The organism is Trinickia fusca (assembly GCF_003628145.1).
GTDB classification, from domain to species: Bacteria; Pseudomonadota; Gammaproteobacteria; order Burkholderiales; family Burkholderiaceae; genus Trinickia; species Trinickia fusca.
The window spans coordinates 78,599-104,539 of the sequence record NZ_RBZV01000008.1 but is presented as its reverse complement, the minus strand read 5'-3'; the positions used below and the strand labels follow the sequence as shown (position 1 = coordinate 104,539).

Sequence of the window (25,941 nt, the reverse complement as noted above, 5' to 3'; positions counted from 1 at the left end):
GAACGCGTGTACGCAGGGAGTATGCCTTCATGGATCCCGACGCTTCGCATGCAGACGAGCCTTGTATCGAGCGCTTGAGTGCGATCACACTCGCGACGCGCGACATGGCGCGAGCAGTGCGCTTCTATGAAGCGCTCGGCTTGACGCGCACGTTCGGCGGGCCCGACGCGCTTTTTACGTCGTTCGCGTTCGGTCCGTCGTTTTTGAACCTGACCGCCGAGAACCGCGGCCCGCTGCACTGGTGGGGCCGCGTCATCTTCCATGTTGCCGACGTGGACGCCATGTACGCGAAGGTACTGGCTGCCGGCTACACGCCGTCTTTCGCGCCGTCGGATGCGCCTTGGGGCGAGCGTTATTTTCATCTGAGCGATCCCGACGGACATGAGCTCAGCTTCGCCAAGCCACTCGAAAGCACACCGTAAGTTTTCTTTGCTGGCGACACGAGCTCGTCGCCATTTCACGGGCGATTCCGCCAAACGTTCCTCTCGAGGCGACGCGGCTTGAACGTTTTTTTGCCTGATTGCCTCAAACTGGTGTTGCTACTTCGACAACGACTCGGCGAATGGAGGCGCTCCTCGACACACGACGATTGAATCGACACTCGGAAGAAGTGCCGCGCGTGAGCGAGCAACTGGCACGCCACGAGCAAGCTCGCACAGCCGGCGACAAGTCGGCAGCGCTGCGAAAAACATCCTAAAGTGAAACGCTCGTCACGGCGGGTATCGTTTTTAGCGAGCGGCCGCGCGGCCGTTAGCGTCCATTCGCCGACCTTAAGCGAACTCTTAACACAGGAGCTTATCGATGGCCTTCGTTGTACCTGCACTACAGCGAAGTTACCGCGAGGTCCGACAGTACAGCGTGGAGCTTGCCCGGCCGCTCTCGGCCGAGGATCAGGGCGTGCAGTCAATGCCCGACGCAAGCCCGACGAAGTGGCATCTCGCGCATACGACGTGGTTCTTCGAAACGGTCGTGCTCGTGCCTCATGCGCCGGGCTACCGGCTCTTTCACGACAAGTATCCGTACCTGTTCAATTCCTATTACGAAGCACTTGGCCCACGCCATGCGCGTCCGCAACGTGGTCTGCTCACGCGGCCCTCGCTCGAGGACGTGCATGCTTATCGTCGTCACGTCGACGACGCGATGACGGATCTGCTCTCCAAGCTTGACGCCGGTTTGCTTGCCACGATCGAGCCGCTCGTCACGCTCGGCCTGCATCACGAGCAGCAGCATCAAGAGCTGATCCTCACGGACATCCTGCATGCGTTCTCGTGCAACCCGCTCCTGCCGGCGTACGACATGCGCGCGAGGCAGGTACCGACGCAACAAGGCGGTGCGAAACCGGTTACGTGGCTGTCCCGGGAGGGGGGGCTCGTCGAGATCGGCCATGACGGCGTGGGTTTTTCGTTCGACAACGAGCGGCCGCGCCACGCTGTGTTGCTGAGGCCTTATGCGATTGCCGACCGGCTCGTGACGTGCCGAGACTATGCGGCGTTCATCGCGGACGGTGGCTACGAACGCCCCGAACTGTGGCTCTCCGACGGCTGGGCCACGATCCAGCGCGAGGCGTGGACGGCACCGATCTACTGGGTGGCGTCGGACGATCGCGGCGAATGGCGCGTGTTCGGTTTGCACGGACTCGAGCCGATGGACCCCGATGCTCCCGTCTCGCAGTTGAGCTTCTACGAAGCGGCGGCGTATGCGGAATGGGCCGTAGCGAGGTTGCCGACCGAGTTCGAATGGGAGGCCGCGTTCGATGCGCCCGGCATCGAGAACATGACGGGCTATGTCTGGCAGTGGACGCGTTCGTCGTACGACCCGTACCCAGGGTTTCGGCCGCTGACCGGTGTGGCGGCCGAGTACAACGGCAAGTTCATGGTGGGGCAGCAAGTGTTGCGCGGCGGCAGCCTCGCAACGCCGCAGGGCCATACGCGGCGCAGCTACCGCAACTTCTTCCCGCCGGCAGCGCGCTGGCAATTTTCGGGAGTACGCCTTGTTCGAGATCTTTGAAGCATCCGATTTGGCAGGTGCTGCGGTCATGGCTGACGACGTGGACGCGCGTGCGGCGCAGGTAAGCGCGTTCGGCCACGACCTGCTTGCCGGTCTGTCGAAGACCCCGCGCAGCATCGCCCCGAAATACTTCTACGACGCGGCTGGCTCGGCACTGTTCGACCGGATCTGCGCGTTGCCCGAGTACTACCCGACACGCACCGAACTCGGCATCCTCGAGCGCCATGGACGCGAGATGGCCGATCAGATGGGCTCGCGGGTGGACGTCGTCGAGTTCGGCGCGGGTTCGCTCGCGAAGATTCGCCTCCTGCTCGACGCGTTTTCTGAGCGCGATGCGCTGGGTCGCTACTTTCCTGTCGACATCTCGGCTCAGCACCTCGAGGGTGCCGCGAGGCGCTTGCGGACCGATTACGCCTGGTTGCACGTGCAACCGGTCGTCGCCGATTACATGCGGCACGAGCAGTTGCGCGTACTCGAGCAGATGCCAGGCCGCAAGGTCGGCTTCTTCCCGGGGTCGACGATCGGCAACTTCGATGCCGACGAAGCGATGATGTTCCTGCAGCTGGCGGCGCGTTTGCTGGCGGGGGGCGGGCTGCTGGTCGGCGTCGATCTCGTAAAGGATCCGCTGACACTGCATCGTGCGTACAACGACAGTCAGGGCGTGACGGCGGCGTTCAACCTGAATGTGCTTAGGCGTGCGAACGAAGAGCTTGGTGCCGACTTCGACCTGAAAGCGTTCTCACATTATGCGTTTTATGACCCGCTCGAGCGGCGTATCGAGATGCACCTCGTGAGCAGTCGTAAACAGACGGTGCATCTGGCAGGCAGCGCATTCCGCTTCGAGGAGGGCGAGAGCTTGCACACCGAGAACTCGCACAAGTTCACGATCGACGGGTTTCGGGCGCTGGCGGCATCGGCGGGCTTCAAACCTGGGCCCGTGTGGACCGACGAGGCGAAGCTCTTCAGCGTGCATTGGCTTGAGAGCCCGGCTTGTCACGGCGATGCGGCGTAAGACGGTACGTGCTGCGCTTGCGTCCTATGGCCAGCGTGAAGGGTTCAAATTAAATTGAAGGCGGGGGTGGGCGGACATGGCCCGGTAGCGCCATGTCCGCTAGTCAGCAGGGCGTGAGGTCAGCCGTCGCCCCACCGACGGTGCTCACGCCATTCGTGCTCGCGCCACTCATGCTCGCGCCATTCGTGGCGACGCCATTCGCGTTCGCGCCAGCCATCGTTGCCCCAGTAGCCGGTAACGACAGGAGCCGGTGCCACGTAGACCGGCGCGGGCTGGACATAGGCCGGGGCGACCGGAATGCCGATACCGATGTCGAGATTGACGTGGGCCGATGCTGCCGTCGATGCTGCCAGCATGGCAAGGCCGAACGTTGCTGCCAAGAGTTTGCTGTTCATTTGCGCGACTCCTTGCACGTTGTTGCGCGGTGGTGAATTTGCACCAAGTGTAGGAGCGGCCTGGCAATACAGGTGAAAGCGGCGTGCGAGATCGGTAACGCGGCATTACGGCAGCCGGCTGTTCCTGGCGCACAAAAAAGAGAAGCCCTGCTCCAGGGGGAACAGGGCTTGTGGTGCTTTTACTGCTTTGCTGCGTGGAGCAAGTACTGATACTGCGGGTGCTGATTACTGCATGATGCGAGGTGATGCTACGTACTACTACATACTGCTTACGGCAGGTACATCTACTACAGGGGTATGGGCACTGCTACTGCTACAGCGAAATCTTGCTTACAGCGAGGTGTTGCTACTTCGAGGTACTGCCAACTTCGAGGTGAGAGTGCTGCTACTTGCTGTTTCGAGGTACTGCTACTTCAACCGACCACGGCTACTTCAACAACGACAGCTACTTCAACAACGACAGCTACTTCAACCAACGACAGCTACTTCAACCAACGACAGCTACTTCAACCGCCGACAACTACCACTACGTGCTACTCCAGCTGCCGCCTGATCCGACGTCTTCAGGCATCAATCGCGATTTACTACAACATCTGTTTGCTACTAGTCCCAGCCACTTTCAATGCAACTGAAATCAACGGTACGGTCAAACTGGCCACGGGAGGGGAGCCACGTGGATGGAGCCCACCTCTCGCTCCATGGAAAGCAGTGTAGAGCGAACACTTGCAAATCAATCTGTCGAAACGAGCCCTCAATCATGCTTACTTCGAGAGATTGAGCGAGGCGCTCCTTGCCCTGGCCTGGTTTTCGATGGTGACGCGGACGGTTGGCAGTCCGACACGCCACGCTGCACGCATTTGCATACGGAGGACCATTCCTCAGTTCCATCAAGGACTTATGCTGCATGCCCGCAGGTTGTCCACAGCTTTGCCAACAAAATATGGGGATAAGTCCCGGGTCTGTCGGTCCTTACGCTTCGCTTGCGTCGGTTTCAGGAAAAATGGCCCGTCCTTGCGTGAGGTCACGCAGTGCCGCGCGGGCTGCGTCGACGGCGGTGGCGGGCAGTCGGATGCCGAGCCGCACGCCCATGTCGTACGCGCTGTCGACGAGCTCGGCATTCTCCTGCTGCTCGATCCAGCGCCGCACCCGCGCTTCGTCGGCGTAGTCGACGGCGATCGTCAACAGTCCGTATTGGATCCGCTCGATGCGCTGCGCATCCTGGAGCGCGCTGGCAATGGCGTCGGCGTAGGCGCGCACGAGCCCCCCGGCACCGAGCTTGACGCCACCGTAGTAGCGCACCACGGCCGCTAAGACACCGTCGAGATCGTGATGGCGCAACACTTCGAGAATTGGCCGGCCCGCGGTACCCGACGGTTCGCCGTCATCCGACATACCGGACTGTCCATCAGCCAGCAGGGCCCAGCACACGTGTGTGGCGGCCGGATGCGCTTCGCGCAGACGGCGCAGCTCCTGCATGGCGGCCTCGCGGTCGGCAACGGGAATGGCATGGGCGATGAAGCGGCTCTTGCGGATTTCGAGTTCTCGAACGTAAGTCGTGGCAAGCGAGTAACTCATGTCGGGCAGTGATGAATCGAGGTACGGTTAGTGTGGCGATGAGCCGATATTATCGACCACGACCGTACCGCCGGCGATTGCGGACGGATGCGATCGCCGGCAATGCCGCTCCGCCTATCGCTGTACGAGACGAATATCGCGTGAGGAGGCCCCCACAGAGATGTGGCCACCGGTCGCGACGGTCCAGATGTTGCGGCTCGTATTCCAGACGCGACGCATCATGGATGGGATCGTCAACGTCACGCGCTGCGTTTCACCGGGATCGAGCTGGACTTTCTGCCAGGCCACGAGCCGCTTCGGCGGCTCCTCCTTGTCGTTCAGGTCGCCCAGATAGACCTGTGCGACCTCGGCACCGGCTACGGGACCGTCGTTGCGCAGCAGGAATGACACCGTCGTCGTCTCGTCCCTCGTCGTATTCACAGACAAGCTCGAGTAGGAGAAGTGGGTATACGACAGGCCATACCCGAACGGGAACGCGGGCTGGATGTGGTTCGCGTCATACCAGCGGTAGCCCATCTTGAGCTTTTCCGTATAGACCGGGTTTTGCGCGAACGTGCCGTCACGACCCCATGTCGGCGTGTCCTCGTCCCGCACCGGGAACGTGACGGGCAGCTTGCCCGACGGATTGACCTTGCCGAACAGGACGTTGGCGATGGCGCGGCCGCCGCCTTCACCGGGGTACCACGCTTGCACGATCGCTGCGACTTGATCGCGCCACGGCATCAGCACGGGGTTGCCGCTTTCGACGACGATGATCACGTGCGGATTGACCTGAGCCACGGCTTGAACGAGTGCGTCCTGGTTCGACGGGTTCGACAGCGCGAGGCTCGTCAGCTCGCCGAAGTCCTCGCCCGAGGACTGGGTGACCACGACGATCGCGACATCGGAGCGCTGTGCGAGCGCGACGGCGTCGTCGATTTCCTGCTGCGTATAGGCGCGGAACGGCGTTTGCTGATCGCTGCTGCCGGCGTAGGTGACGCTGGCTCCCGGCACAAGCGCTTGAATCGCCTTGACGATCGGCACGTCGAGCTTGAGCCACGGGTTCGACCACCATTGGCAGCCGGTGCTGCTGCCGAACGTGAGCCCGCCGCACCCTGCAAAGGCACCCGTGACGGGATCGCGCGTATCGCCCGAGCCGCCGCCGGTCAACACGCCCGCGTCGGCATGACCGCCGATCACTGCGATGCGCCTCACGGTTGTTGTGTCGAGCGGCAACTGGCTATCGGCGTTCTTCAGCAGAACGATCGATTGCTCCTCCGCATACTGGGCGAACGCGTTTGCCGCGGCGAAGTCGATCGTGCCGCCGCCATGTGGCGGATCGTCCATGACGCCCGTGCGGATCATGACATACAGCTTGCGGCGCACCATATCGTCGAAGCGTCTTGGCGAGATCGCTTTGCTGTCGAGGGCCTGCTTGACGAGGTCGGGCGTCAGGTACACCGTCGGACCCACGTCTTCCTCTTCGTCGAGGCCAGCATTGATCGCATTCGCCGTGCTGTGTGTAGCGCCCCAGTCCGATTGGACCTGGCCTGCGAAGTGCCATTCGTTCTTCAGGATGTCGCTCAGCACGTGGCGGTTTTCGCAGGCGTAGTCGCCGTTGAGCCGGTTATAGCTGCACATGACGTTGCCGGGCTGTCCTTTCTTGAGCGCGATTTCGAACGGCAGCAGATACAGCTCGCGCAGCGTGCGCTCGTCGATCTGGCTGTTGCCGCCGAAGCGGTTCGTCTCCTGCTCGTTGCCCACGTAATGCTTGAGTGTGGCGATGACTTTGCGGCTCTGCGTCCCCTGCGTACGCGCCGCGAGCATCTCGCCGGCGAGCACCGGGTCTTCGCCCAGATACTCGAATAGCCGCCCGCCGCGCGGGTCGCGTGCGAGATTGGTGCCGCCGCCGAGGCCCATCCCGAAGCCTTGCGCGCGGATTTGATCGGCGATGCGTGCGCCGAAGCGGTAGGCGAGCTGCGGGTCCCAGCTCGCGGCAAGCGCGATCGTCGCCGGGAATGTCGTGCTCGGTTGTGTGCCGCTGCCCGAGCCCGTGGCCGAATCGACCATGCCCAGATCGGGGATCTTCAGGCGCGGGACGCCTTGAATGTAGCCGGCGCCGCCGCCTGGCACGACGCCCATCGCGTACTGCGAATGGATCATTTGCAGCTTCTCGTCGAGCGTCATTTGCTGAACGAGGAGATCGGCGCGGCGGAAGGCGACGTCGTCGGTGAATGTGTTATTCGTAGTGGGGGCGGTGGCATTTGCTTGAGTACATAACGCCGCCAATAAAATCGCGAGGGATAAACGCTTTGCTTGCATGTATTGTCTCCGTAATTGCTGGTTTGGTCTTTACATACGGTCATGCATTGCGTGCCACCTCATTCGGCCTGGGAATGCGGAATATGTGGAACGCAGTCGATGTAGCAAAACTCCAGAACAGTAATAGCATGTTTGGTAGGTTTGCTACAAGGCGAAATTTTTCCTTTGCGCTAGTTCGCCCGACAGTGCGGGAAGTCGGCGCGGTGATGTCGAATGCGTTTATGTTTAGGCCGAAAAATATGTTGACTGGCAGGATCGCTCAGACCTTATTGATCGTGATCGGTAGCATGAGCCACGCGCAAATCATCGATATGAAAATTGATGGGTGTATTCGCGGCATCATTGGAAATCATTATTGAATGCTCAGGCGAAGAGGTATTTGATATTGATTTGTCGAGCGAGATTGAAGGATGTGTTGAGTTGGAATGCGAGTGGTGGCCAACGGGAGCGGAAATGTGCGTTGCATATGTAGATCAGACATAAAACTCAGAAAAACGCCGATCGTGCGGTAACCAAATGTGTGCTTTGCATTCCTATGTAATCACCAAGCGCTCAAGATGCGATGGTCACACGAAGGACTCGAGCGGGGCAGGGGAATCGCAAACGATAAGTGGGCGTGATCGTTTGCTTCTGTCGAATGTATTGGACCCGAGCCGCGCAAAGCGCACATTATCGTCAGGCGCCATTCCTGACGGGTATGCGAGTGAGGGCGGCGCGCAGGCTGACATGGAGACATAAGACAAGGCAAGCCTTCACCGAAGGGCCAGCCAGCAGGAGACAAAACATGCCCGGAATATCCGCCCGCCGACGCGGGCTCGTGTTCGGCGCGCTCGTCAGCGTCGCCGGCTTTACCGCCGCACACGTTTCGTTTGCGCAAACGCACTCAGCAGATGAAGCGCCGCCGTCCTCGCCTTCGCTGGCGCGGCGGCTCGCCGAATATGTCGACGGCCTCGACTACGCCGACATCGATGCGGCCACGCTCGAGGCATTCAAGCTGCGTCTCGTCGATACGTTCGGTTGTGCGCTGTCCGCGCTCGACGAACCGGTCGTCGCCAAGTGCTTCCAGGTCGCGCGGGCCGATCCCAGTGGAGCCGCGACGCTGATCGGCACCCGACAGCGCACGACTGCCGGCCTCGCGGCATTCGCCAACGGCGCGGCGATTCGCTACTACGATCTGAACGACGGCTACGCTTCGAAGGAGATCGGGCATCCCAGCGATTTCGTGTCGGTGAGCCTTGCCGTCGCGCAAGCCGAGAAGCGCTCGATGCGCGACTTCATCGTCGCGTCACTGATTGCCTACGAGATCGAATGTCGGTTGTTCGATGCCGCGGCCATCAGCTCGCACGGCTGGGACAGCCCAAGCTACGGGGTCGTGACGGCAGCGTTGACGGCGGGCAAGCTGATGGGGCTGTCCGTCGATCAGCTGGAACACGCAGTCAACATCGCGCTCATCGATCACGTCGCGATGAATCAGACGCGCACGCAGGTGCTGTCGAACTGGAAGGGCCTGGCCGATGCGTCGGCCGCGCACAGCGGCGTGTTTGCAGCGATTCTCGCGCGTCAGGGGATTACGGGGCCCAGCCCGATCTTCGAGGGCAATTACGGCTTCGACAAGCTCGTGGCAGGGCAGCCGGTCGACGTCGATACATCGACGTTCGGCGCTAAAGGCCGCGCCTTTCGCATCGTCGACGTGCTCGTGAAGCCGTATCCGGCTCAGGGCCACACGTTGACCGCCGTGGAAGCGGCCGTGCGGCTCTCGCGCAAGATCGGCGATCGCGCGCAGATCGAGCGAATCGTCGTCGAGACCACGCAGCCCGGCTACAAGATCACGGCGAGCGGGCAGTACGTGTGGGCGCCCACCACCAAGGAGACGGCCGATCACAGCATGCCGTACGTGGTCGCGCGTGCGTTGCTCGACGGTACGCTGACGAACGCCAGTTATGCGCCGCAGCGGCTCACGGCACCCGAGGTGCAGGTGCTGATCAAGAAGATGCAGGTGGTCGAGTCACCGCAGCTCAATGCCATGTATCCCCGTCATATACCGAATCGCGTATCGGTCTATCTGCATTCGGGCGAGGTGTTGACCGAGCAGGTCGACGATCTGCCGGGCGCGCCCGGCTCGCCCCTGACACGCGATGAAATCGTGGCGAAGTTCTGGCGTAGCGTCGACGGATCGGTGTCGCGCACGAGCGGGGACGCGTTGATCGAGCGCATCTGGTCGATCGAGCAGGCACCGAGCGTCGACGCACTGCTCGATGCCGCGGCGGCGACGCGGCGTGCGTGATGCATCAGCCTCGCCGCGCCGCGTCGCCTACTGCTCGTCGCTCATGCTCGCGGCCAGCTCGCAGAAATTCGCAGCCACAGGTGAGGCAGCCTCATCGCGCACGAGCAGCATGATGCTTGCCTCGAGCGGCGGCGTCACGTGCAAAGGCCGATAGACCACCGCATCGGTACGCGTGCCTGTAAGGCTCGCCGGCACGAGCGACAGGCCCACGCCGACGGCCACGAAGTTGATCGCCATCGAAAACTCGGGCACCTCCTGCACGACGTTCAAGGTTTGTTCATGGTGCTCGAACAGTCGAGCCACGGCATCGCGCAGCGTCCCTTCGCCCCGTCTGCCGTGCGGCAGGATGAACGGTTCGCCGCCGAGTTCGGTCGGCTCGAACGACGTCCGCGCAGCAAGCCGATGCGTGTCCGGCAAGGCGACGACCATCGGCTCGGCCGCAAACGGCTGCGCGCGCAAACCGCGCTCGGCGGGCACTGGCGGGCGCGCGAACGCCACGTCGATGCGTCGTTCGATGAGCGCACGCGCGAGTTCCTCCGTGCGCGCTTGCACGAAATGGATGTCGACGGCAGGCCAGCGCTCGCGGGCTTGTTTGAGCAACTGGGTGAGGGCCGGTGCGAACGCTGCCGATTCCGTGAGCCCGATCGCGAGCCGTCCCGCCACGCCGCGCGCCGTCTGCTGCGCGACGAGCGCCGCCATGCGGACGTGTTCGAGAATGGCTTGCGCCTCGCGCCTGAACGCCACGCCCGCGGCGGTCAGCTCGATGCGCCGCCCGACGCGGCGCAGCAGCTCGACCTGCAGTTCCTCTTCGAGCGCCTTGATCTGTTGCGTGAGGGCCGGCTGCGCGAGCCGCAGCTTTTCGGCGGCGCGCGTGACATGCATCTCGTCGGCCACCGCGCAAAAGTAACGAAGGTGTCGAAGTTCCATGGCGGGCAGCGGAAGTTATCCCCAGTTTCTGTTGGCAAAGCTGTGAATAACGTGGGCGCAGGCTACGCAAGTGCCTGATGCGAAAGGGGCTGCGGCTCAAGTTGCTGCAAGCGGCATACTCGTCTGCGCCAGGAAGCGCGGCTCGCGCCGCCATTGCGTGGCCTGTTCGAACGCATAGCCGAGCGCGAGCAGCCGCGCCTCGCTCCACGCCGCTCCCACGAACGACAAGCCGATCGGCAAGCCGCGGACGAAGCCGGCCGGCACCGTCAGGTGCGGATAGCCGGCCACGGCAGCCGGCGTGGAGAAGCCCGCGTTGTTGCTGTCGCCGTTGACGAAGTCGGTGAGCCACGAGGTGCCGCCGGTCGGCGCGACGATCGCGTCGAGCTGGTGCTTGCGCAGCGCGTGATCGAGCCCGTCCTCGCGCGCGCCCTTCACGCATGCCGCGAGTGCGTCGCGATACGCCTTGCTGTCGAGATCGCCGAGCGCTTGTGCCTTCGTGAACAGTTCCTGGCCGAAGTAAGGCATTTCGCGGTCGCGATGCGCTTCGTTGAATGCGATGACGTCGGCGAGCGTGCGTACCGGCGCATGAGGGGCGAACGTTTCGAGCCACAGCGGCAGGTCGTGCTTGAACTCGTGCAGCAGCACGGCCCCTTCGGCATCGCCGTAATTGACGGCGGGCAGGTCGATCGGGTCGACGATTTCGGCACCGAGCAGCACCATCTGCGCAATCGCACTTTCGATCTGCTGATCGATTTCGTCGTGGCCTGTGAAGAACTCGCGTGCGACGCCGATGCGTGCGCCACGCAGCGCATTCTTGTCGAGCGCGGCGACGTAATCGGCGGGAGCCGGTGCCTGCAGCGTGGCCGGATCGCGTGGGTCGGGCCCGGCCATGGCCGCGAGCAGCAACGCCGCATCGGCGACGGTGCGCGTGATCGGTCCGGGCGTGTCCTGCGTATGCGAGATCGGTATGATGCCGTCGCGGCTCACGCGGCCGACCGTCGGTTTCAGGCCCACTACGCCATTGATCGACGATGGCGAGACGATCGAGCCGTCCGTTTCGGTACCCACGGCCATCGCCGCGAGGTTGGCCGCAACGGCCGCCGCCGAGCCCGAACTCGAACCGCTTGTGCTGCGATCGAGCGCGTACGGATTGCGCGTGAGCCCGCCGCGTGCACTCCAGCCGCTGGCCGACCGTGTCGAGCGGATGTTGGCCCACTCGCTGAGGTTGGCTTTGCCGAGCACGATCGCGCCGGCCTCGCGCAGGCGTGCGATCAGGAACGCATCGCGCGTGGCGCGTACGCCGTCCAGTGCCAGCGAGCCCGCTGTCGTCGCCATGCGGTCGCCCGTCGCGATGTTGTCCTTCACGACGATGACCTTGCCGTGCAGCGGTCCGCGGATCTTGCCGGCGCGCCGCTCGGCGTCGAGCGTACGGGCGATCGCCTCGGCATCGGGATTGGTCTCGATGATGCTCGAGAGCCGCGGGCCACGCTGGTCGATCGCCGCGATGCGTTCGAGGTAAAGGCGCACGGCATCGGCGGCGCTCGCATCGGGTGCCGGCGAGAGCGGCAGCGCGTCGAGCGTGCTGGTGCGGTTGCCGGTACGGCGGCGGGAGCGAGTGGGCGCGCCCTGGGCCGAAGCGGCGGCGGCCAGCAGGCTCAGTGAGGCGAAAAAGCGGCGTCGTTGCATGGATCTTCTCGTTGTTATTGGCGAACATGCGACGCGCGTGGCGCGCCGAGGCTTTTTGCACGACCGGACCGCGGGCGCAGACGACAGCGGCAGACACCCGCTCGGCCCGGCATGACGGACAGCGAGCGATTATCTGCCGCCGAAATCGAAATTGGCAATTGCGGAAACCATTGCCAAGTTTCTCGTCCGCCGGCCCCGCAGCGATGGCATGATATGCGCCTCGTTTTGCGTCTCCCCACCTGCGCCTTTGTCCCGAACATGTCGAACCTGATCGTACACGGCGGCTTGCCGCTTCGCGGCGAGATCACGCCGTCCGCCAACAAAAATGCCGTTCTGCCGATTCTGTGCGCCACGCTGTTGACCGACCAGCCGTTGCGGCTGATCGGCGTGCCCGAAATTACCGACGTCAAGAAGATCCTCGAGATTTTCCGTACCTTGGGCAGCGACGTGTCGATCGACTTCTCGACCGGCGTGCTCGATCTGCATCACCACGCCACGTTCTTCGATCCGGCTGTGCACCGCTTGCCCGAGGAAATGCGCTCGTCGGTCATGCTCGTGCCGCCGCTGCTCGCGCGTTTCGGTGTCGCGCGGCTCGAGAACGATGTGAAGGGCTGCACGCTCGGCGTGCGCGAGATCGATCCGCATGTCGAAGTATTCGAACGCTTCGGCGCGCGCATCGAGCGCACCACCGATTCGCTGATCGTGCGCGCCGAAGCGCCGATGGCCGCCAACGACCATTGGCTCGACTACGCGTCGGTCACGACCACCGAAAACTTCGTGCTCTGCGCTGCCACTTCGTCGGGTACCTCGACGCTCGTGAACGCGGCGTCGGAGCCCCACGTGCAAGAGTTTTGCCGTTTCATCGCGATGCTCGGCGTGCCGATCGAGGGCCTCGGCACGTCACACTTGCGTATCGAAGGTGGGCGGCGCCTCGGCGGCGGCGAATTCCGCTTCAGCGAGGATTTCCACGAAATCACGACGTTTCTCGCGCTGGGTGCGATTACCGGCGGCGATATCGCTGTGAAGAACGGCGCGCCCGAGCAGTTTCCGCTGATCGATCGCACATTCGCGAAGTTCGGCATCGAAGTGGAGCATCGCGACGGCTGGTCGCAAGCGCGTCGCGACGGGCCGCTGCGCGTGCGCCGGCCGTTTACGCCCAACATCTTGACGAAGGTGGAAGCGGCGCCGTGGCCGTATCTGCCGGTCGACCTGCTGCCGATCTTCATCGCGCTCGGCGTGCGTGCCGAGGGCAGCGCGATGTTCTGGAACAAGGTCTACGACGGCGCGATGGGCTGGTCGGTCGAACTCTCGAAGTTCGGGGCGCACGTGTTCCTGTCGGACCCGCATCGGTTGATCACGTTCGGCGGCATGACGCTGAGCCCCGCCAGAGTCGAGAGCCCCTACATCATCCGCGTGGCGATCGCGTTGCTGATGGTGGCGGCCAGCATCGAAGGGCGCTCGATCATCACGAATGCGCTGCCGATCCGACGTGCTCATCCGCGCTTCGTCGAGAACCTGCGCTCGGTCGGCGCCAATGTCGAGTGGACCGAAGCTGATTGAGCGAAGGCGGGCAGTTTTGCCGGGGTTCCAGTTATAGTCGCGAATAGTCGCGACTCCAAACGACATTTCCAAGGACACGCAATGACGCAATTGCAAGCAGCCGGTTTGTTCGACGTCAAAATTGATGTGCAGCCTATTAGTGACGTTGCGCAGCAGACCGGCATCGGGCGCATGTCGCTCGACAAGAAGTTTCACGGCGATCTCGATGCCGTGAGCCGTGGCGAAATGCTCGCGTTTCGCAGTAGCGAGGAAGGCAGCGCGGGGTATGTCGCGATGGAGGTGATCACGGGCAAGCTGCACGGCCGGCGTGGCAGCTTTGCGCTGCAGCATAGTTCGTGGATGACGCGCGGCGTGCCCGAGCAATCGATTCGCGTGGTACCGGGCTCGGGCACCGAAGAACTGAAGGGACTCGCCGGCGGCCTGACGATCACGATCGCCGACGGCAAGCATTTCTACCAGTTCGATTACACGCTGCCGGCCCACGACTGAACGTCGACTAACCGCTGTTTCCCGAATGGTTGCGGCGCTATGCGGTAACCATTCTCTCGGCTTCCTCCACGCAAGAATAAGGGTGCAGAGTCACTGCGCCAGTTGCAGATCGGCGATCACCGCCGCGAGAAAACGCGCCGCTTCTCCCCCTGTCACCACGCGGTGATCGAACGTCAAGCTGAGCGGCAACATCCGATGGACGGCGGGCGCACCGTCCTGGGCCACGACGGCATCGTGTACTCGCCCCGCGCCGAGAATGGCCACCGTTGGCGGCACGACGACCGGTGCAGCGTATTTCCCCGCGATCATGCCGAAGTTCGACAGCGTGATCGTGCTCCCCCGCATCTCTTCAGGCGGAATCTTGCGCGCACGCACGTCGTCGCGCATGCGGTTCAGGCCTTCACGCAGGTCGGTCGCGTCACGATGCGCGACGTCGCGCATCACCGGCACGAACAGGCCGTCGGGCAAATCGACGGCAATGCCGAGGTCGATCTTGGTCAACACATGGCGCCGTGCGGCACGGCCGTCGAACCAGGCGTTGAGCCCCGGCTCGACGCGGCAACCGGCGACGAGCGCCCGGATCAGGCGGATCGTCACGTCGGTGCCGGGTGGCCAGGCATGAATGTCGGCGTCGTCGATGACGGTTGCTGCCGCCACTTCGCTCTGTGCACGTGCCATGTTCTGGGCCATGGCGCGCCGTACACCGCGCAACTCTTCGGGTGGGCCCAGTTCGGCTAGCAGCTTCGCGGTGCGCTGCACGTCGCCGGAGGTCACGATGCCATCGGCGCCCGAGGGCGTCACCATCGCGAGATCGATGTCGAGCTTGCGGGCCAACGCCCGCACGGCAGGCGTGGCCTTGATAGCGGTCGCGCCGCGTGCGCCGTCCGCCAGGCCGGCGAAGCCCGACGCCGCTTCATGCACGACACGTTCGCCCACTTGCATCTCGCCGACGACGGTGCCCGTGTCCTGCTCCGTTCCCGTTCCTTCGAAGCCGATCAGCGGCGCGCCCAGATGCACGATGTCGCCCTTGCTGCCGAATAGCTTTTCGACTCGGCCTGCTTGGGGCGAGGGAATGTCGACGATGGCCTTGGCCGTTTCGACTGAGACGAGCGGTTGGTCGGCGGCCACCGTATCGCCGGCCTTCACGTGCCAATCGATGATCTCGGCCTCCTGCAAGCCTTCGCCGAGATCAGGTAGCTTGAAGATGTTCATGTCGACGCCTCGAGCGTGCTTCTGACGGCGCTCACGATGCGCGCGACGCTCGGCATGTACTGCGATTCCAGCCGGAACAGCGGCACGATGACGTCGTAGCCCGCCACGCGTACGATCGGCGCCAGCAGCGAATACAACGTGCGTTCGGCCAGCTGCGCCGCAATTTCTGCTCCGAGGCCGCCGGCGAGCGCGGCCTCGTGCACGATGACGCAGCGGCCCGTCTTCGTCACTGATGCGACGATCGTATCCATATCGATCGGTTTGAGCGTGGCGACATCGACGATTTCGGCCGATACGCCTTCGTTCGCGAGCACATCCGCCGCTGCTTGCACTTCCTGCAACATCGCGCCCCAACTGACGAGTGTCACGTCGGAACCCTCGCGCAACGTGAAGCACGTGTCGAGCGGCAGCGCTTCGCCGTTGTCTTCGACGCTCTGTTTGAACAGCCGGTACAGCCGTGTCGGTTCGAGGAAGATGACCGGATCTGGATCGCGTATCGCCGCCAGCAGCAAGCCATAGGCGCGTTCGGGCGACGACGGCATCACGACGCGCAAGCCCGGCACATGCGCGAAGATCGCTTCGGGGCTTTCCGAATGATGTTCGGGGGCGTGAATGCCGGCGCCGCACGGCGAACGGATCACGAGCGGGCAGCTCAAGCGGCCGCGCGTACGATGGCGCAAGCGCGATGCGTGATTGAGCACATGGTCGAGCACGGGGTAGATGAAGCCCGTGAACTGAATCTCGGCGATGGGCCGTAGCCCCATGGCCGCCATGCCGACCGCCGTGCCGGCAATGCCCGTCTCCGCGAGCGGCGTATCGACGACGCGCGCGGCGCCGAAGCGTGCCTGCAAGCCGAGCGTCGCGCGAAACACCCCGCCGTTCACGCCAATGTCTTCGCCGAGCAGCACGACGCTCGCGTCGTGTTCGAGCTCGTACGCGAGCGCGCGATTGACGGCTTCGACGAGGTTGATCTCAGCCATCGTGCGCTCCGGCTCCCGATCCCGCATTGGGTGCGAAGCGCAGCGCCGTCGCCAATTGTGCTTCGAGCGCACGCGGCAGCTTCGCGTATAGATGGTCGAACATGGCGGCCGGGCCGGGCGGGGCCACAGCCAAGTAACCCTGCACGGCTGTTTCGACCTCTTCGTGACAAGCCTTGCCGAGCGCCTCTTCTTGCGCCTTGTCCCACGCGCCCGCTTGCATCAGATACTTGCGCAGCCGCACGACCGGCTCGCTGAGCCATTGGTGCGCCACGATGTCGGGATCGCGGTAGCGTGTCGCATCGTCGGCGGTCGTGTGGTCGCCGAGACGATAGCTGAGCGCTTCGATCAGCGTGGGGCCATCGCCGCTGCGTGCCTTGTCGAACGCGATGCGAGCAGCGGCGTGCACGGCGACGACGTCGTTGCCGTCCACTTGGAGCCCTTCGATGCCAGCCGCGATCGCTTTTTGCGCCAAGGTTTGCGCGGCCGATTGCTGCGCGCGCGGCACCGAGATGGCCCACTGATTGTCGTTGACGACGATGACGAGCGGCGCGCGCCAGATGCCCGCCATGTTCATCGCTTCGTAGAAATCGCCTTTGGACGTGCCGCCGTCGCCGACGATCGCGACCGCCACGCGCGGCTCGCCGCGCAGCTTGAACGCGTAGGCTGCGCCGGCAGCATGGCAGACCTGGTTGCCGATCGGGACGCAGTTCGGGAAGTCGTGGCGCGCGACGCTGAACTTGCTGCCGCGTTCGTCGCCGCCCCAATAGAGCAGACTTTCGACCATCGTGACGCCGCGCAGCAACTGTGCCGCGTGATCGCGATACGACGGAAACAGGACGTCGTCGGCGCGCATGGCCGAAGCAATGCCGACGCCGATCGCTTCCTGGCCGACCGACGACGCGAACGTGCCGAGCTTGCCGGTACGCTGCAATGCAACAGCCTTGGTATCGAACGCGCGGGTACGGACCATCGCGTGATAAAGCGGCACGAGCGCTGCGGGGTCTTGGGCGAACGCGGGCAGCGGTTGGGTGGGTTTGCCCTCGGCATCGAGGTACTGCGTATGCTCGATTTGAAAGGTCGCGACCGTCGTCATGATCGATAGTCCTTGTTGTTCTTCGATCAAACGCCGAAGCACGGATCATGCGCGCTTCGCACGGGCGCCGCTCGCCCGTAACCAGAACGTTAGTACGTTTGACGGTTTACACAAGGGTGCGGTGAGCGGTCAGCGTGGGGGAGCGGGCATTGGTACAGAGGGTCGGATCTCGGTTGGGCCGCGCTACAATGCACGGCATTTGTGGACGTGCCAGTGCCGTGCCCGCTCGAAAATGCGGGCCGCAAACAAAAGACATTTAGACGCAAGGAGCAGATGGTGCCAGCGGCGAAGCCCCCCAGACTCAAGCTGAGTCACTTCGGCCCGATACAGTCGGCGGACGTGCAATTTGGTGACCTCACGGTCATGGTGGGGGCGCAGGCGACCGGCAAGAGCATTTTCCTGCAGACGCTGAAACTGCTGATCGATCGCGATCACATTCACGGCATGTTTGCGCATCACAACATGACCTTTACCGATCGTCCCGAAGCGTTTCTCGACGCCTACTTTGGCCGGGGCATTTCGGAGGGGTGGTCGAAGGGCAAGTCGTCACTGGTCTTTGACGGCAAGAGCGTGGATTTGCTCGACTTGACCAAGCCGAGCAAAGGCAAGAAGACGCGTTATGAGCGGCTTTTCTACATTCCCGCTCAGCGCGTGATGAGTCTGCCAAGCGGCGTCTCGCAGAACTTCGGCACGTTCAATTTCGGCGATCCCTATGCGCTGCGTGCTTTCAGTGATGCCGTTCACAATCTGATCCAGAACGAGTTTGCGGCGAAAGGCGAACTGTTCCCGGCGTCGAACCGGTTGAACGACACATTGAGAGCACCCATTCAAAAACACTTGTTCGGCGGCAACAGACTCGCGCTCGACAACAGCGAGTTTACGAAGCGCCTTGCACTGCATGTTCCAGGACAGAAGGCACCGTTGAGCTTCCTGTCGTGGTCGGCAGGGCAGCGTGAATTCACGCCGATGCTGATGGGGCTTTATTGGCTGTGCACGGTCAGTACGCAAAAGCGAAAGTCAGGCGAGAACGCGCAGGAGACGGTCGATTGGGTCGTGATCGAGGAGCCCGAAATGGGCTTGCACCCGGAAGGCATTCAGGCGGTGTTGCTGCTCGTGCTCGAGTTGCTGCGGCGCGGCTATCGCGTGGTGTTGTCGACCCATTCGCCCGTCGTGCTCGAAATGGTGTGGGCCGTTCAGGAGCTGAAGAAGCTGCGTGCTGGTGAGTCGGACGTTCGTGAGCTCTTCCATCTGCCGGCCGTACCTTACGCAAAGACGCTCGCAACGTCCGCGCTGGAGAAGGACTATCGCGTCTATTTCTTCGGCCGCGGCCAAGACGTCCGCGACATTTCCGCGTTGGACCCGACCGCAGAACAGCATGACGAATCCGAGTGGGGCGGTATCGTGAGCTTCGCTTCGCGAACGAACCAAACTGTCGCGCACGCCGTCAATCGCGCGGATGCCGACGAGCGACAGCGCGCGCGGGAGGCCGCGAAAGCAGGGGAGAGCGGCAAGCCGCGTGGACGGGCTGCGAAGCGTAAGGGCACCGAATGAGCAAGCGCAACAATAAGACCGGCTCGGCGAAGCCGGCAAACAAAGCTGCGGCTTCGAAGTTTGCCGTTGCCGCTACGACAGCAGGCCTCGCGCCGCAGCCGGGTATGAGCGTTGTTGAAGGCCGCTATCGGCCGAGCATCCAGGCCAAGCCAGACTGGAAGCATACGGGCAGCGTCGATCTGGACGCGCATTTCGTTGCCGCAGAGCCGGGTGAGCCGCGTTGGGACTACGGTCTCGGCATAGCGAATGGGGTCCACGAGTTCGCCTTCTGGGTCGAGCCGCATGGGGCGGACAGCACGGGCCGAGTCGATGAGGTCATTGCGAAGAAGCGATGGTTGGACGACAAGCTATCCCAACCGCCCTTTGGTGAATTGAGTGCGATGACCGATGCGGCGTCGCAAGCAGGGCATAGTGCATACAACTGGGTATTCAGCAGTTCGATGAGGATTTTGAAGAACAGCCCCGAAGCCAAACGTTTGGCAAAGGCAGGCATACGCATGATCCGCCATTTGCAACTGCCCTCATAAGCCGAGGATAGCGGGGCCGCTGCTCCGCGTCCCCCTCAAGACTTCTCCGTCCCGGTCGTTATCTCGATCGTTGAGGCATCGTATGCCTCGCCACGGCGGACTCCCTCAAACGTGATAGATCACCCCGAGCCGGACTTTACCGAGCAACTACGCGCGCTTGTCCAGAACGCGCAACAAAACGAACGCACGCTGCGCCGCTTTCAGGACGTCGAACTGGCACTGATCGGAGCCCGCGGCTTTGCGGCGTTCCTCGATATCCTCTTCTTGCGTTTGCCGCGCGATTTCGGGCTCGACGCGGTGCGGCTCTGCCTCGACGATACCTGCCTGCCGCTGCGCGATTTGCTCGAGCCGCGAACGCTGGCCGCATTCGGACATCCCGAACTGTTGGTCGATACGAGCGCGCGTGCAAGTGCGGCGCGCTTGTGTGAAGGATCGAGGCCTTGGCTCGGCAGCGCGCAAGCTGCGTGCGATGCCTTTAACGCGCTGTTCGCTTTGCGTTCGACCGACGATGAGGTGCAAGCCGGATACGTGTCCGCACCCTTGCCGGCCAGCGCGATCGTTTTGCCGCTCAGTCAAGACGGTGTGCCAATCGGTCACCTATGTATGGGCAGCAGCAATGGCGAACGCTTCGCAGCGGACATGGCGACCGACATTCTCGAGCGGTTCGCGAGCATCGTCGCGGCGAGTCTCGACAACGTCGCGCATCGCGAGCGGCTCAAGCGCCTCGGCATGACCGATGCGCTGACAGGTCTGGCCAATCGCCGCTATTTCGACGAGCGTCTGCGCGAAGAAGTGCTGCGCGCGGGGCGCCACGGTGTACCTGTCACGCTGCTGTTCTTCGACGTCGACCATTTCAAGTCGATCAACGATACGCATGGCCACGCAGCCGGCGATCGTGCGCTCGTGGCCGTCGCAGGTTGCGCACGCGATCAATTGCGCGTCAGCGATACGCTCGCGCGCTATGGCGGCGAGGAGTTTGCCGCGCTGCTCGTGCAGACGGATCGCACCAGCGCACGCGTGGTGGCCGAACGCGTGAGGCAGGCGGTCGCCGCGCTCGACGTCCGCGATGACGACCATCGGCCGATGCGATTGACCGTGTCGATCGGCATTGCGACGCAGTCTTTCGGCGAAGTGCGCGACGCGCGCGAGACGGCCTGCGTGGTGCAGGCGCTCGTCGACGAAGCGGACCGCGCGATGTATCGCGCCAAGCACGACGGCCGCAACCGCGTGCAGGAACTCGACTGACGCAGAGCGTCAGCTTTGTGCGTCGGGCGGCACGCCGAGCAGCGGCAGAGCCGCACCGGTGATCGACGCGAATACAGGCGCGGCCACCGTGCCGCCATAGACTCCACGCCCAGCAGGCTCGTCGATCATCACGGCGACGATGATGCGCGGCGCATCGATCGGCGCTATGCCGACGAACAGCGCGCGGTACTTTCCCTTTGCATACGCGTTGCCCGCGTGCTTCCACGCAGTGCCCGTCTTGCCGCCGACGCGGTAGCGCGCGAGCTGTGCAGCTCGCCCCGTGCCGTCGGTGCTCGCGGCTTGCTCGAGCATGGCGCGGATCGTAGCGGCCGTCTCAGGCGTCGTGACGCGCGGGCCATCGCGCTGTGCGCCATCATTCGTTTCATCGATCAGAAGCGTGGCGCGATGCAGTCGGCCGTCGCCGGCAAACACCGTATAGGCTTGCGCCATCTGCACGAGCGAGGTCGAGAGCCCATAGCCGTACGAGACGGTTGCTTGTTCGATCGGACGCCAACGCTGCCACGGCCTCAGCGTGCCGGCTGCGACGCCTGGGAACGGCAACCCGGGCGTGCGGCCGAGGCCATGCTCCTGATAGCGCGTCCAGATTCGCTCGGCCGGCATCGACAGCGCGAGCTTCGCGAGCGCGATGTTGCTCGATTTGGCGAGCGCTTCGGTCAACGTGACCGTGCCGTGATCGGAGGTGTCGTGAATCGTGTTGGGCCCGATCGTATAGCGGCCCGGCGCGGTGTTGATCAGCGTCGTCGGCCCTGCAACGCCGGCATCCATGGCGAGCGCGACGAGCAGCGGCTTGATCGTCGAGCCCGGCTCGAACGTGTCGGTCAGCGCGCGATTGCGCAAGGTGTCGACCGCGCGGCGCGTGCGCTGGTTCGGGTCGAAGGCCGGCGCGTTCGCGAGCGCAAGGATTTCGCCGTTGCGCGCATCGAGCACGACGGCGCTGCCGGCCAGCGCGTGATGCTGCGCGAGCGCCGCTTGCAAATGATCGTACGTGAGCTGTTGGATGCGCCGATCGATCGTCAGACGTACCGTCTCGCCATCGCGCGCCGGCACACGCGGGCGCATGTCGGCGACAAAGCGGCCGAGCCGGTCGCGAATCACTTCGCGCGTGCCCGATTCGCCGCGCAGCGCCGCATCGACGGCGAGTTCGACACCTTCCTGGCCATGGTCGTCGATGTCCGTGAAGCCCACGACGTGCGCCATCGCATCGCCCTCGGGATAGACGCGCCTGGCGGTGGCCGTTTGCGTGACGCCGGCAAGGTTCAGGCTGGCGAGACGGCTTGCTGTCTGCGCATCGACGTGACGCTTGACGAGCACGAGGCCGCGCTCGGTGTTCAAGCGTTGGTCGAGCTCGGCAAGCGGTAGTTCGAGTATTTGCGCAAGCGGGGCGCGCGCGGCAGCGTCGACGCGTTTCGGCTCGGCCCACACGTCATGGGTGGCGAGGCTGACGGCCAGCAGCGCGCCATGCCGGTCGACGATCGTGCCGCGGCGGGCTTCGAGTTCGACAGTGTGCCGGTAGCGCTTGAGCCCTTCGGCCGCGTGAAAGTCGTGTTCGACGATCTGTATCCAACAGGCACGTGCGGCGACCGTTGCGAACGCGGCGCACATCAGCGCCAGCACGAGTCTCGAACGCCACACGGGCAGGCGGGCCGCAAGAACGGGATGTTTGACGGGAAGCGGGGCGCAGGATCGTGGCGGTTTCTTCTTGAAGACCATCATCGGTAGGAATCGGCAAAGCTGAGCAGCATCGACAAAACATGCGCACGAGCGCGAACCCGCGCGCGACAAAGCGTGCATTGTAAATAAAACGTAAGAATTGTCGTCTTGCCGTTAGCGTTGGCGATGCGCCGGACGAGGTGGGCGGGAACGCAGAGAAAAAGAAACGGCCGCCGCGATAGAGACGCGGCGGCCGTTACAGGGGAGAGCGAGGGGGGCGCTTCAGCTCAAGCCGGCAGCGAGAACCCTGAGATGGCTTCGCGCAGCACCGTAGCCTGATCCTTCAGCGATTGCGCGGCGGCCGCAGCCTCCTCGACAAGCGCCGCATTCTGCTGCGTCACCTTGTCCATTTCGCCCACGGCACGATTGACTTGCTCGATGCCGGCGCTTTGTTCGCGCGACGCGTGGCTGATCTCTTCGAGGATTTCGTTGACGCGGCGTACCGACTGCACGATCTCGCCCATCGTCGAGCCCGCGTTCGCCACGAGCGCGGCGCCTTGATCGACCGTGTTCGTCGACGATTCGATCAACGCCTTGATCTCCTTGGCGGCCGTGGCCGAGCGCTGCGCGAGGCTGCGCACTTCGGACGCCACGACGGCGAACCCGCGCCCTTGCTCGCCCGCACGTGCCGCTTCGACGGCCGCGTTCAGCGCCAGGATGTTGGTCTGGAACGCGATGCCGTCGATCACGCCGATGATGTCGCCGATCTTTTGCGAGCTCGACGTGATTTCGTTCATCGTGCGCACCACGTCGTCGACGACGCTGCTGCCGCGCGTGGCCACGTCGGCTGCCTGCTCGGCCAGGTGTGCGGCTTGCGAAGCGCTGTCGGCGTTCAGCTTCACGTTCGACGTCATCTGATCCATGCTCGAGGCCGTCTGCACGAGCGCGGCCGCTTGCTGTTCGGTGCGTTGCGACAGGTCGATGTTGCCCGCCGCGATCTCGCTCGCGCCGACGTTGATGTTCTCGGCGCCGGACCGCACGCGCGACACGGCGTCGGCGAGGCCTACCTGCATCTGTGCGAGCGCGTGCATGAGGCTGTCGTCGTCGTTGTGCGCGACCGGCACGCGCGCGGTCAGGTCGCCTTCCGCCATGCGGCGCGCGGTGGAAATCGCGAGTTCGAGGTCGCCGCCGAGGCCGCGCCGCACGCTGCGCAGCACGAGCACCATCGCCACCGTCGCGAGCACCCCGAGCACGACCGTTACGCCGACCCAGCGCAGGATGCTGTCGACGAACGCGGAGTTGATGTCATCCAGGTACATGCCGGTCACGACCACCCAGTCCCACGGTGCGAAGTGCACGGCATACGCCGTTTTAGGCACCGGCACATCGCTGCCGGGCTTGGACCACATGTAATTCGTGAAGCCACCGTTTTCCTGGTGCGCAGCCTTCACGATGTCCTGGAACAGGTGGTTGCCGGCCGGGTCGGTGAAACCCGCCAAGTTCTTGCCGTTCAGTTGCGGCTTGATCGGATGCATCAGCATCACGGACTGCGAATCGTTGATGGAGAAATAGCCGTCTTTCCCGTAGCGAAGGACAGATATCGTCTCGAGCGCCTTCTTCTTTGCGTCGTCCTCGCTCATGGTGTGCTGCTGCGACGCGTCGTAATAATGCGTGACGATGCTGTTCGCTTGTTGAACGAGGGAAACCAACTGGTCGCGTCGATCGGCCATCATCGACGCGCGAGACTGCCAGACGCCGGCCACGCCGATCAGGATCAGGCCGATCCACAGCACCGCGATCATCGAGCCAAGCCTTTGGTTCAGTGTCATTTTTTGCATTGCGTAGCTCACGTAGGGTCATCAGTCAGCGGCCTTGCGATGCGTATGGGGAGAGGCCGCGCCCAGGTGCTCTAACGACCGTGGTCGTACCCCGGAATAGCGGGGGAAACCCTTATGTACTTACGTATGAAGTGACGCTCATTGGCTCCGGCGCACGCGCGCGCAGCCCGGTGCCCGCGCGTGCGCTTTGCGGCACGGGGGGACGCGTTGCCTTGACCAGGGGCCGCAACGCTAGTGGAGTAGTTCTACGGCTGTGCGAGGCAGCCGGTCAGACGGGATCCTTGTCAGGTGGGCCCTCGGGCCGCTGGGGCTCGTCGTTGTGATGGCCGGGCGACGGCGGCACCAGGAGCGGCTCGCCTTCGGGGTCGCGCGTCGGATCGGCGAGCGGATCGGGGTTCGGCGCGGTGTGCATGCGATAGTCCATGTGCTGCTCCGCGAAAAACGAGGGTTCTGTTGTTATACGCCATCCGGCGCGGTGCTGCGCATAGATTTGCTTGCAGCTGAGTGAGAGGCACGGTCGCCCGATGATCGACGACTTACGCCGTACTCGTACTGATCGCGAGCAGCGGCGGCAATTGTGCCGCTAGCGCATCGATCGCCACGCGCATGCGCGTGGGCAGGTGCCGCGTGCGGCGCCATGCGAGATGCACCTGCACGCCCGGCCCCGGCGCATGCGGCAGCAGCTTCACGAGCGTGCCGGCGCGCAGCTCTTCGGCCACGAGCCAGCATGGCAGGCGCGCGATGCCTGCACCGGCTTTGACGGCCGCGACGATCGTCTCGAGATCGTCGAAGCGCAGACGGTGCGACATCGCGACATCGCGCATCGTCCCGTGCTCGTCGGCGAGCGGCCAGACGACGTCGCGTCGCCCGGCTGCATACAGCACGCCGTGGTGCCCCGCCAATTCAGCCACCGTGCGCGGCGTGCCATGCCGCGCGAGATAGACGGGTGCTGCGCACAGCAGCATCGTCTGCTCGCCGAGCGAACGCGCCACGAGTGCCGTCGGCGCATCGCGCAGCCGGCCGCTGCGAACGACCAGATCGATGCTCTCGTCGACGAGATCGACGACGCGGTCGGTGAAGCTCATCTGCAATTCGAGGCGCGGATAGCGTGCGGCAAGCTCGAGCAGGATCGGCGCCACGCAGCGCCGGCCAAACAGCACGGGCACGCTGACATGCAGCCGTCCCTGCGGATCGTGGCGTGCCGCTGTTAGCGCGGCCTCGCCGGCTTCGAGTTCGGTCAGCGCGCGCACGCAGCGTTCGTAGAACGCGTGGCCGTCTTCGGTCAGGCTCTGGCTGCGCGTCGTGCGGTGGAACAGGCGGGTGCCCAGTCGTTCCTCGAGGTGCGCGATGCGCTTGCCGACGGCCGAGCGCGTCAGGTGCATGCGCTCGGCCGCGAGCGCGAAGCTGCCGGCCTCGGCGGCGTGAACGAAAGCGGAGATGCCGCTCAATCGGTCGGTCATGGTCGTTGGGTGGCGGCCGGTTATCGGTCGTCGTCATGGATTGGTGCCAAAAAGTCTACAACGATGGGAAAACTCTGCGCCACTGTTTCCATTCGATCGTCGCTAAGCTGCTCGCACTGAATTCATCC

General features: G+C 63.8%; 22 protein-coding genes. 10 read left to right on the top strand and 12 right to left on the bottom strand.

Annotation, left to right across the window (positions count from 1 at the left end):
- Positions 1-29 precede the first annotated feature (29 nt).
- The 3 genes from D7S89_RS18360 (at position 30) to egtD (ending at position 3,019) form a co-directional block, all read left to right on the top strand.
- On the top strand, positions 30-422 hold the full coding sequence (locus D7S89_RS18360) for a VOC family protein (protein WP_121279618.1): 393 nt from the start codon (positions 30-32) through the stop codon (positions 420-422).
- Positions 423-801: 379 nt separating this feature from the next.
- Positions 802-2,007 carry an ergothioneine biosynthesis protein EgtB gene (egtB, locus tag D7S89_RS18355; RefSeq protein WP_121279616.1) on the top strand — a complete coding sequence of 402 codons (1,206 nt, stop codon included), beginning with the start codon at positions 802-804 and terminating at the stop codon, positions 2,005-2,007.
- Between the two features lie 28 nt (positions 2,008-2,035).
- Positions 2,036-3,019 carry an L-histidine N(alpha)-methyltransferase gene (gene egtD / locus D7S89_RS18350; protein ID WP_121279614.1) on the top strand — a complete coding sequence of 328 codons (984 nt, stop codon included), beginning with the start codon at positions 2,036-2,038 and terminating at the stop codon, positions 3,017-3,019.
- Between the two features lie 119 nt (positions 3,020-3,138).
- Here the strand turns inward: egtD and D7S89_RS18345 are convergent, their stop codons facing one another.
- From D7S89_RS18345 to D7S89_RS18335, 3 genes are all read right to left on the bottom strand, one after another.
- Positions 3,139-3,414, bottom strand: coding sequence for a PXPV repeat protein (locus D7S89_RS18345; protein WP_121279612.1), 276 nt, complete (start codon positions 3,412-3,414; stop codon positions 3,139-3,141).
- A gap of 969 nt (positions 3,415-4,383) precedes the next feature.
- Positions 4,384-4,989 (bottom strand): IMPACT family protein, encoded by a 606-nt coding sequence (locus D7S89_RS18340; protein ID WP_121279610.1) that lies wholly within the window; start codon positions 4,987-4,989, stop codon positions 4,384-4,386.
- A gap of 114 nt (positions 4,990-5,103) precedes the next feature.
- Positions 5,104-7,290 (bottom strand): beta-glucosidase family protein, encoded by a 2,187-nt coding sequence (locus D7S89_RS18335; RefSeq protein ID WP_121279608.1) that lies wholly within the window; start codon positions 7,288-7,290, stop codon positions 5,104-5,106.
- An 83-nt stretch (positions 7,291-7,373) separates the two neighbouring features.
- Between D7S89_RS18335 and D7S89_RS18330 the strand changes: the two genes are divergently transcribed.
- Entirely contained in the window at positions 7,374-7,649 is a 276-nt protein-coding gene (locus tag D7S89_RS18330) for a hypothetical protein (protein WP_147426705.1), read from the top strand.
- Positions 7,650-8,074: 425 nt separating this feature from the next.
- The gene (locus D7S89_RS18325; RefSeq protein ID WP_183085261.1) at positions 8,075-9,574 is read left to right on the top strand and encodes an MmgE/PrpD family protein; all 1,500 of its coding nucleotides are present in this window, start codon (positions 8,075-8,077) and stop codon (positions 9,572-9,574) included.
- 27 nt (positions 9,575-9,601) lie between these two features.
- Here D7S89_RS18325 and D7S89_RS18320 read toward each other — a convergent pair whose 3' ends face one another.
- Both D7S89_RS18320 and D7S89_RS18315 read right to left on the bottom strand, forming a co-directional pair.
- Entirely contained in the window at positions 9,602-10,501 is a 900-nt protein-coding gene (locus D7S89_RS18320) for a LysR family transcriptional regulator (RefSeq protein ID WP_121279604.1), read from the bottom strand.
- Positions 10,502-10,597: 96 nt separating this feature from the next.
- Positions 10,598-12,187, bottom strand: a complete 1,590-nt coding sequence (locus tag D7S89_RS18315) for an amidase (protein WP_121279603.1) — start codon at positions 12,185-12,187, stop codon at positions 10,598-10,600.
- Positions 12,188-12,445: 258 nt separating this feature from the next.
- Between D7S89_RS18315 and D7S89_RS18310 the strand changes: the two genes are divergently transcribed.
- Together D7S89_RS18310 and D7S89_RS18305 are read left to right on the top strand one after the other, a co-directional pair.
- Positions 12,446-13,747 carry a UDP-N-acetylglucosamine 1-carboxyvinyltransferase gene (locus D7S89_RS18310; RefSeq protein ID WP_121279602.1) on the top strand — a complete coding sequence of 434 codons (1,302 nt, stop codon included), beginning with the start codon at positions 12,446-12,448 and terminating at the stop codon, positions 13,745-13,747.
- Positions 13,748-13,828: 81 nt separating this feature from the next.
- Positions 13,829-14,236 (top strand): DUF3224 domain-containing protein, encoded by a 408-nt coding sequence (locus tag D7S89_RS18305; protein WP_121279601.1) that lies wholly within the window; start codon positions 13,829-13,831, stop codon positions 14,234-14,236.
- A 90-nt stretch (positions 14,237-14,326) separates the two neighbouring features.
- Here D7S89_RS18305 and D7S89_RS18300 read toward each other — a convergent pair whose 3' ends face one another.
- The 3 genes from D7S89_RS18300 to pdhA are packed head-to-tail and all read right to left on the bottom strand — an operon-like array spanning position 14,327 to position 17,521.
- Positions 14,327-15,448, bottom strand: coding sequence for a dihydrolipoamide acetyltransferase family protein (locus D7S89_RS18300; protein WP_121279600.1), 1,122 nt, complete (start codon positions 15,446-15,448; stop codon positions 14,327-14,329).
- The gene (locus D7S89_RS18295) at positions 15,445-16,428 is read right to left on the bottom strand and encodes an alpha-ketoacid dehydrogenase subunit beta (RefSeq protein WP_121279599.1); all 984 of its coding nucleotides are present in this window, start codon (positions 16,426-16,428) and stop codon (positions 15,445-15,447) included. The genes D7S89_RS18300 and D7S89_RS18295 overlap by 4 nt, the downstream gene beginning before the upstream one ends.
- Positions 16,421-17,521 carry a pyruvate dehydrogenase (acetyl-transferring) E1 component subunit alpha gene (gene pdhA / locus D7S89_RS18290; protein WP_121279598.1) on the bottom strand — a complete coding sequence of 367 codons (1,101 nt, stop codon included), beginning with the start codon at positions 17,519-17,521 and terminating at the stop codon, positions 16,421-16,423. Before pdhA ends, D7S89_RS18295 begins: the two co-directional genes overlap by 8 nt.
- A 339-nt stretch (positions 17,522-17,860) precedes the next feature.
- On the opposite strand from pdhA, the gene D7S89_RS18285 reads away from it, so the two are divergent.
- The 3 genes from D7S89_RS18285 to D7S89_RS18275 all read left to right on the top strand — a co-directional run bounded on the left by D7S89_RS18285 (position 17,861) and on the right by D7S89_RS18275 (position 20,844).
- On the top strand, positions 17,861-19,072 hold the full coding sequence (locus tag D7S89_RS18285; protein WP_220702177.1) for an AAA family ATPase: 1,212 nt from the start codon (positions 17,861-17,863) through the stop codon (positions 19,070-19,072).
- Positions 19,069-19,599: a hypothetical protein gene (locus D7S89_RS18280; protein WP_121279596.1), complete on the top strand. Its 531-nt coding sequence runs from the start codon at positions 19,069-19,071 to the stop codon at positions 19,597-19,599. The genes D7S89_RS18285 and D7S89_RS18280 overlap by 4 nt, the downstream gene beginning before the upstream one ends.
- A gap of 111 nt (positions 19,600-19,710) precedes the next feature.
- Complete coding sequence (locus D7S89_RS18275; RefSeq protein ID WP_245983043.1) at positions 19,711-20,844, top strand: GGDEF domain-containing protein; 1,134 nt, start codon at positions 19,711-19,713, stop codon at positions 20,842-20,844.
- A gap of 9 nt (positions 20,845-20,853) precedes the next feature.
- Here the strand turns inward: D7S89_RS18275 and D7S89_RS18270 are convergent, their stop codons facing one another.
- The 4 genes from D7S89_RS18270 to D7S89_RS18260 form a co-directional block, all read right to left on the bottom strand.
- Positions 20,854-22,575 (bottom strand): peptidoglycan D,D-transpeptidase FtsI family protein, encoded by a 1,722-nt coding sequence (locus D7S89_RS18270; RefSeq protein ID WP_121279894.1) that lies wholly within the window; start codon positions 22,573-22,575, stop codon positions 20,854-20,856.
- A gap of 227 nt (positions 22,576-22,802) precedes the next feature.
- A complete protein-coding gene (locus D7S89_RS18265; RefSeq protein WP_121279890.1) occupies positions 22,803-24,344 on the bottom strand; it encodes a methyl-accepting chemotaxis protein in 1,542 nt (513 codons plus the stop codon).
- Positions 24,345-24,621: 277 nt separating this feature from the next.
- Positions 24,622-24,777: a hypothetical protein gene (locus D7S89_RS27510; protein WP_183085260.1), complete on the bottom strand. Its 156-nt coding sequence runs from the start codon at positions 24,775-24,777 to the stop codon at positions 24,622-24,624.
- A 112-nt stretch (positions 24,778-24,889) separates the two neighbouring features.
- Positions 24,890-25,813 carry a LysR family transcriptional regulator gene (locus tag D7S89_RS18260; protein WP_121279595.1) on the bottom strand — a complete coding sequence of 308 codons (924 nt, stop codon included), beginning with the start codon at positions 25,811-25,813 and terminating at the stop codon, positions 24,890-24,892.
- Positions 25,814-25,941 lie beyond the last annotated feature (128 nt).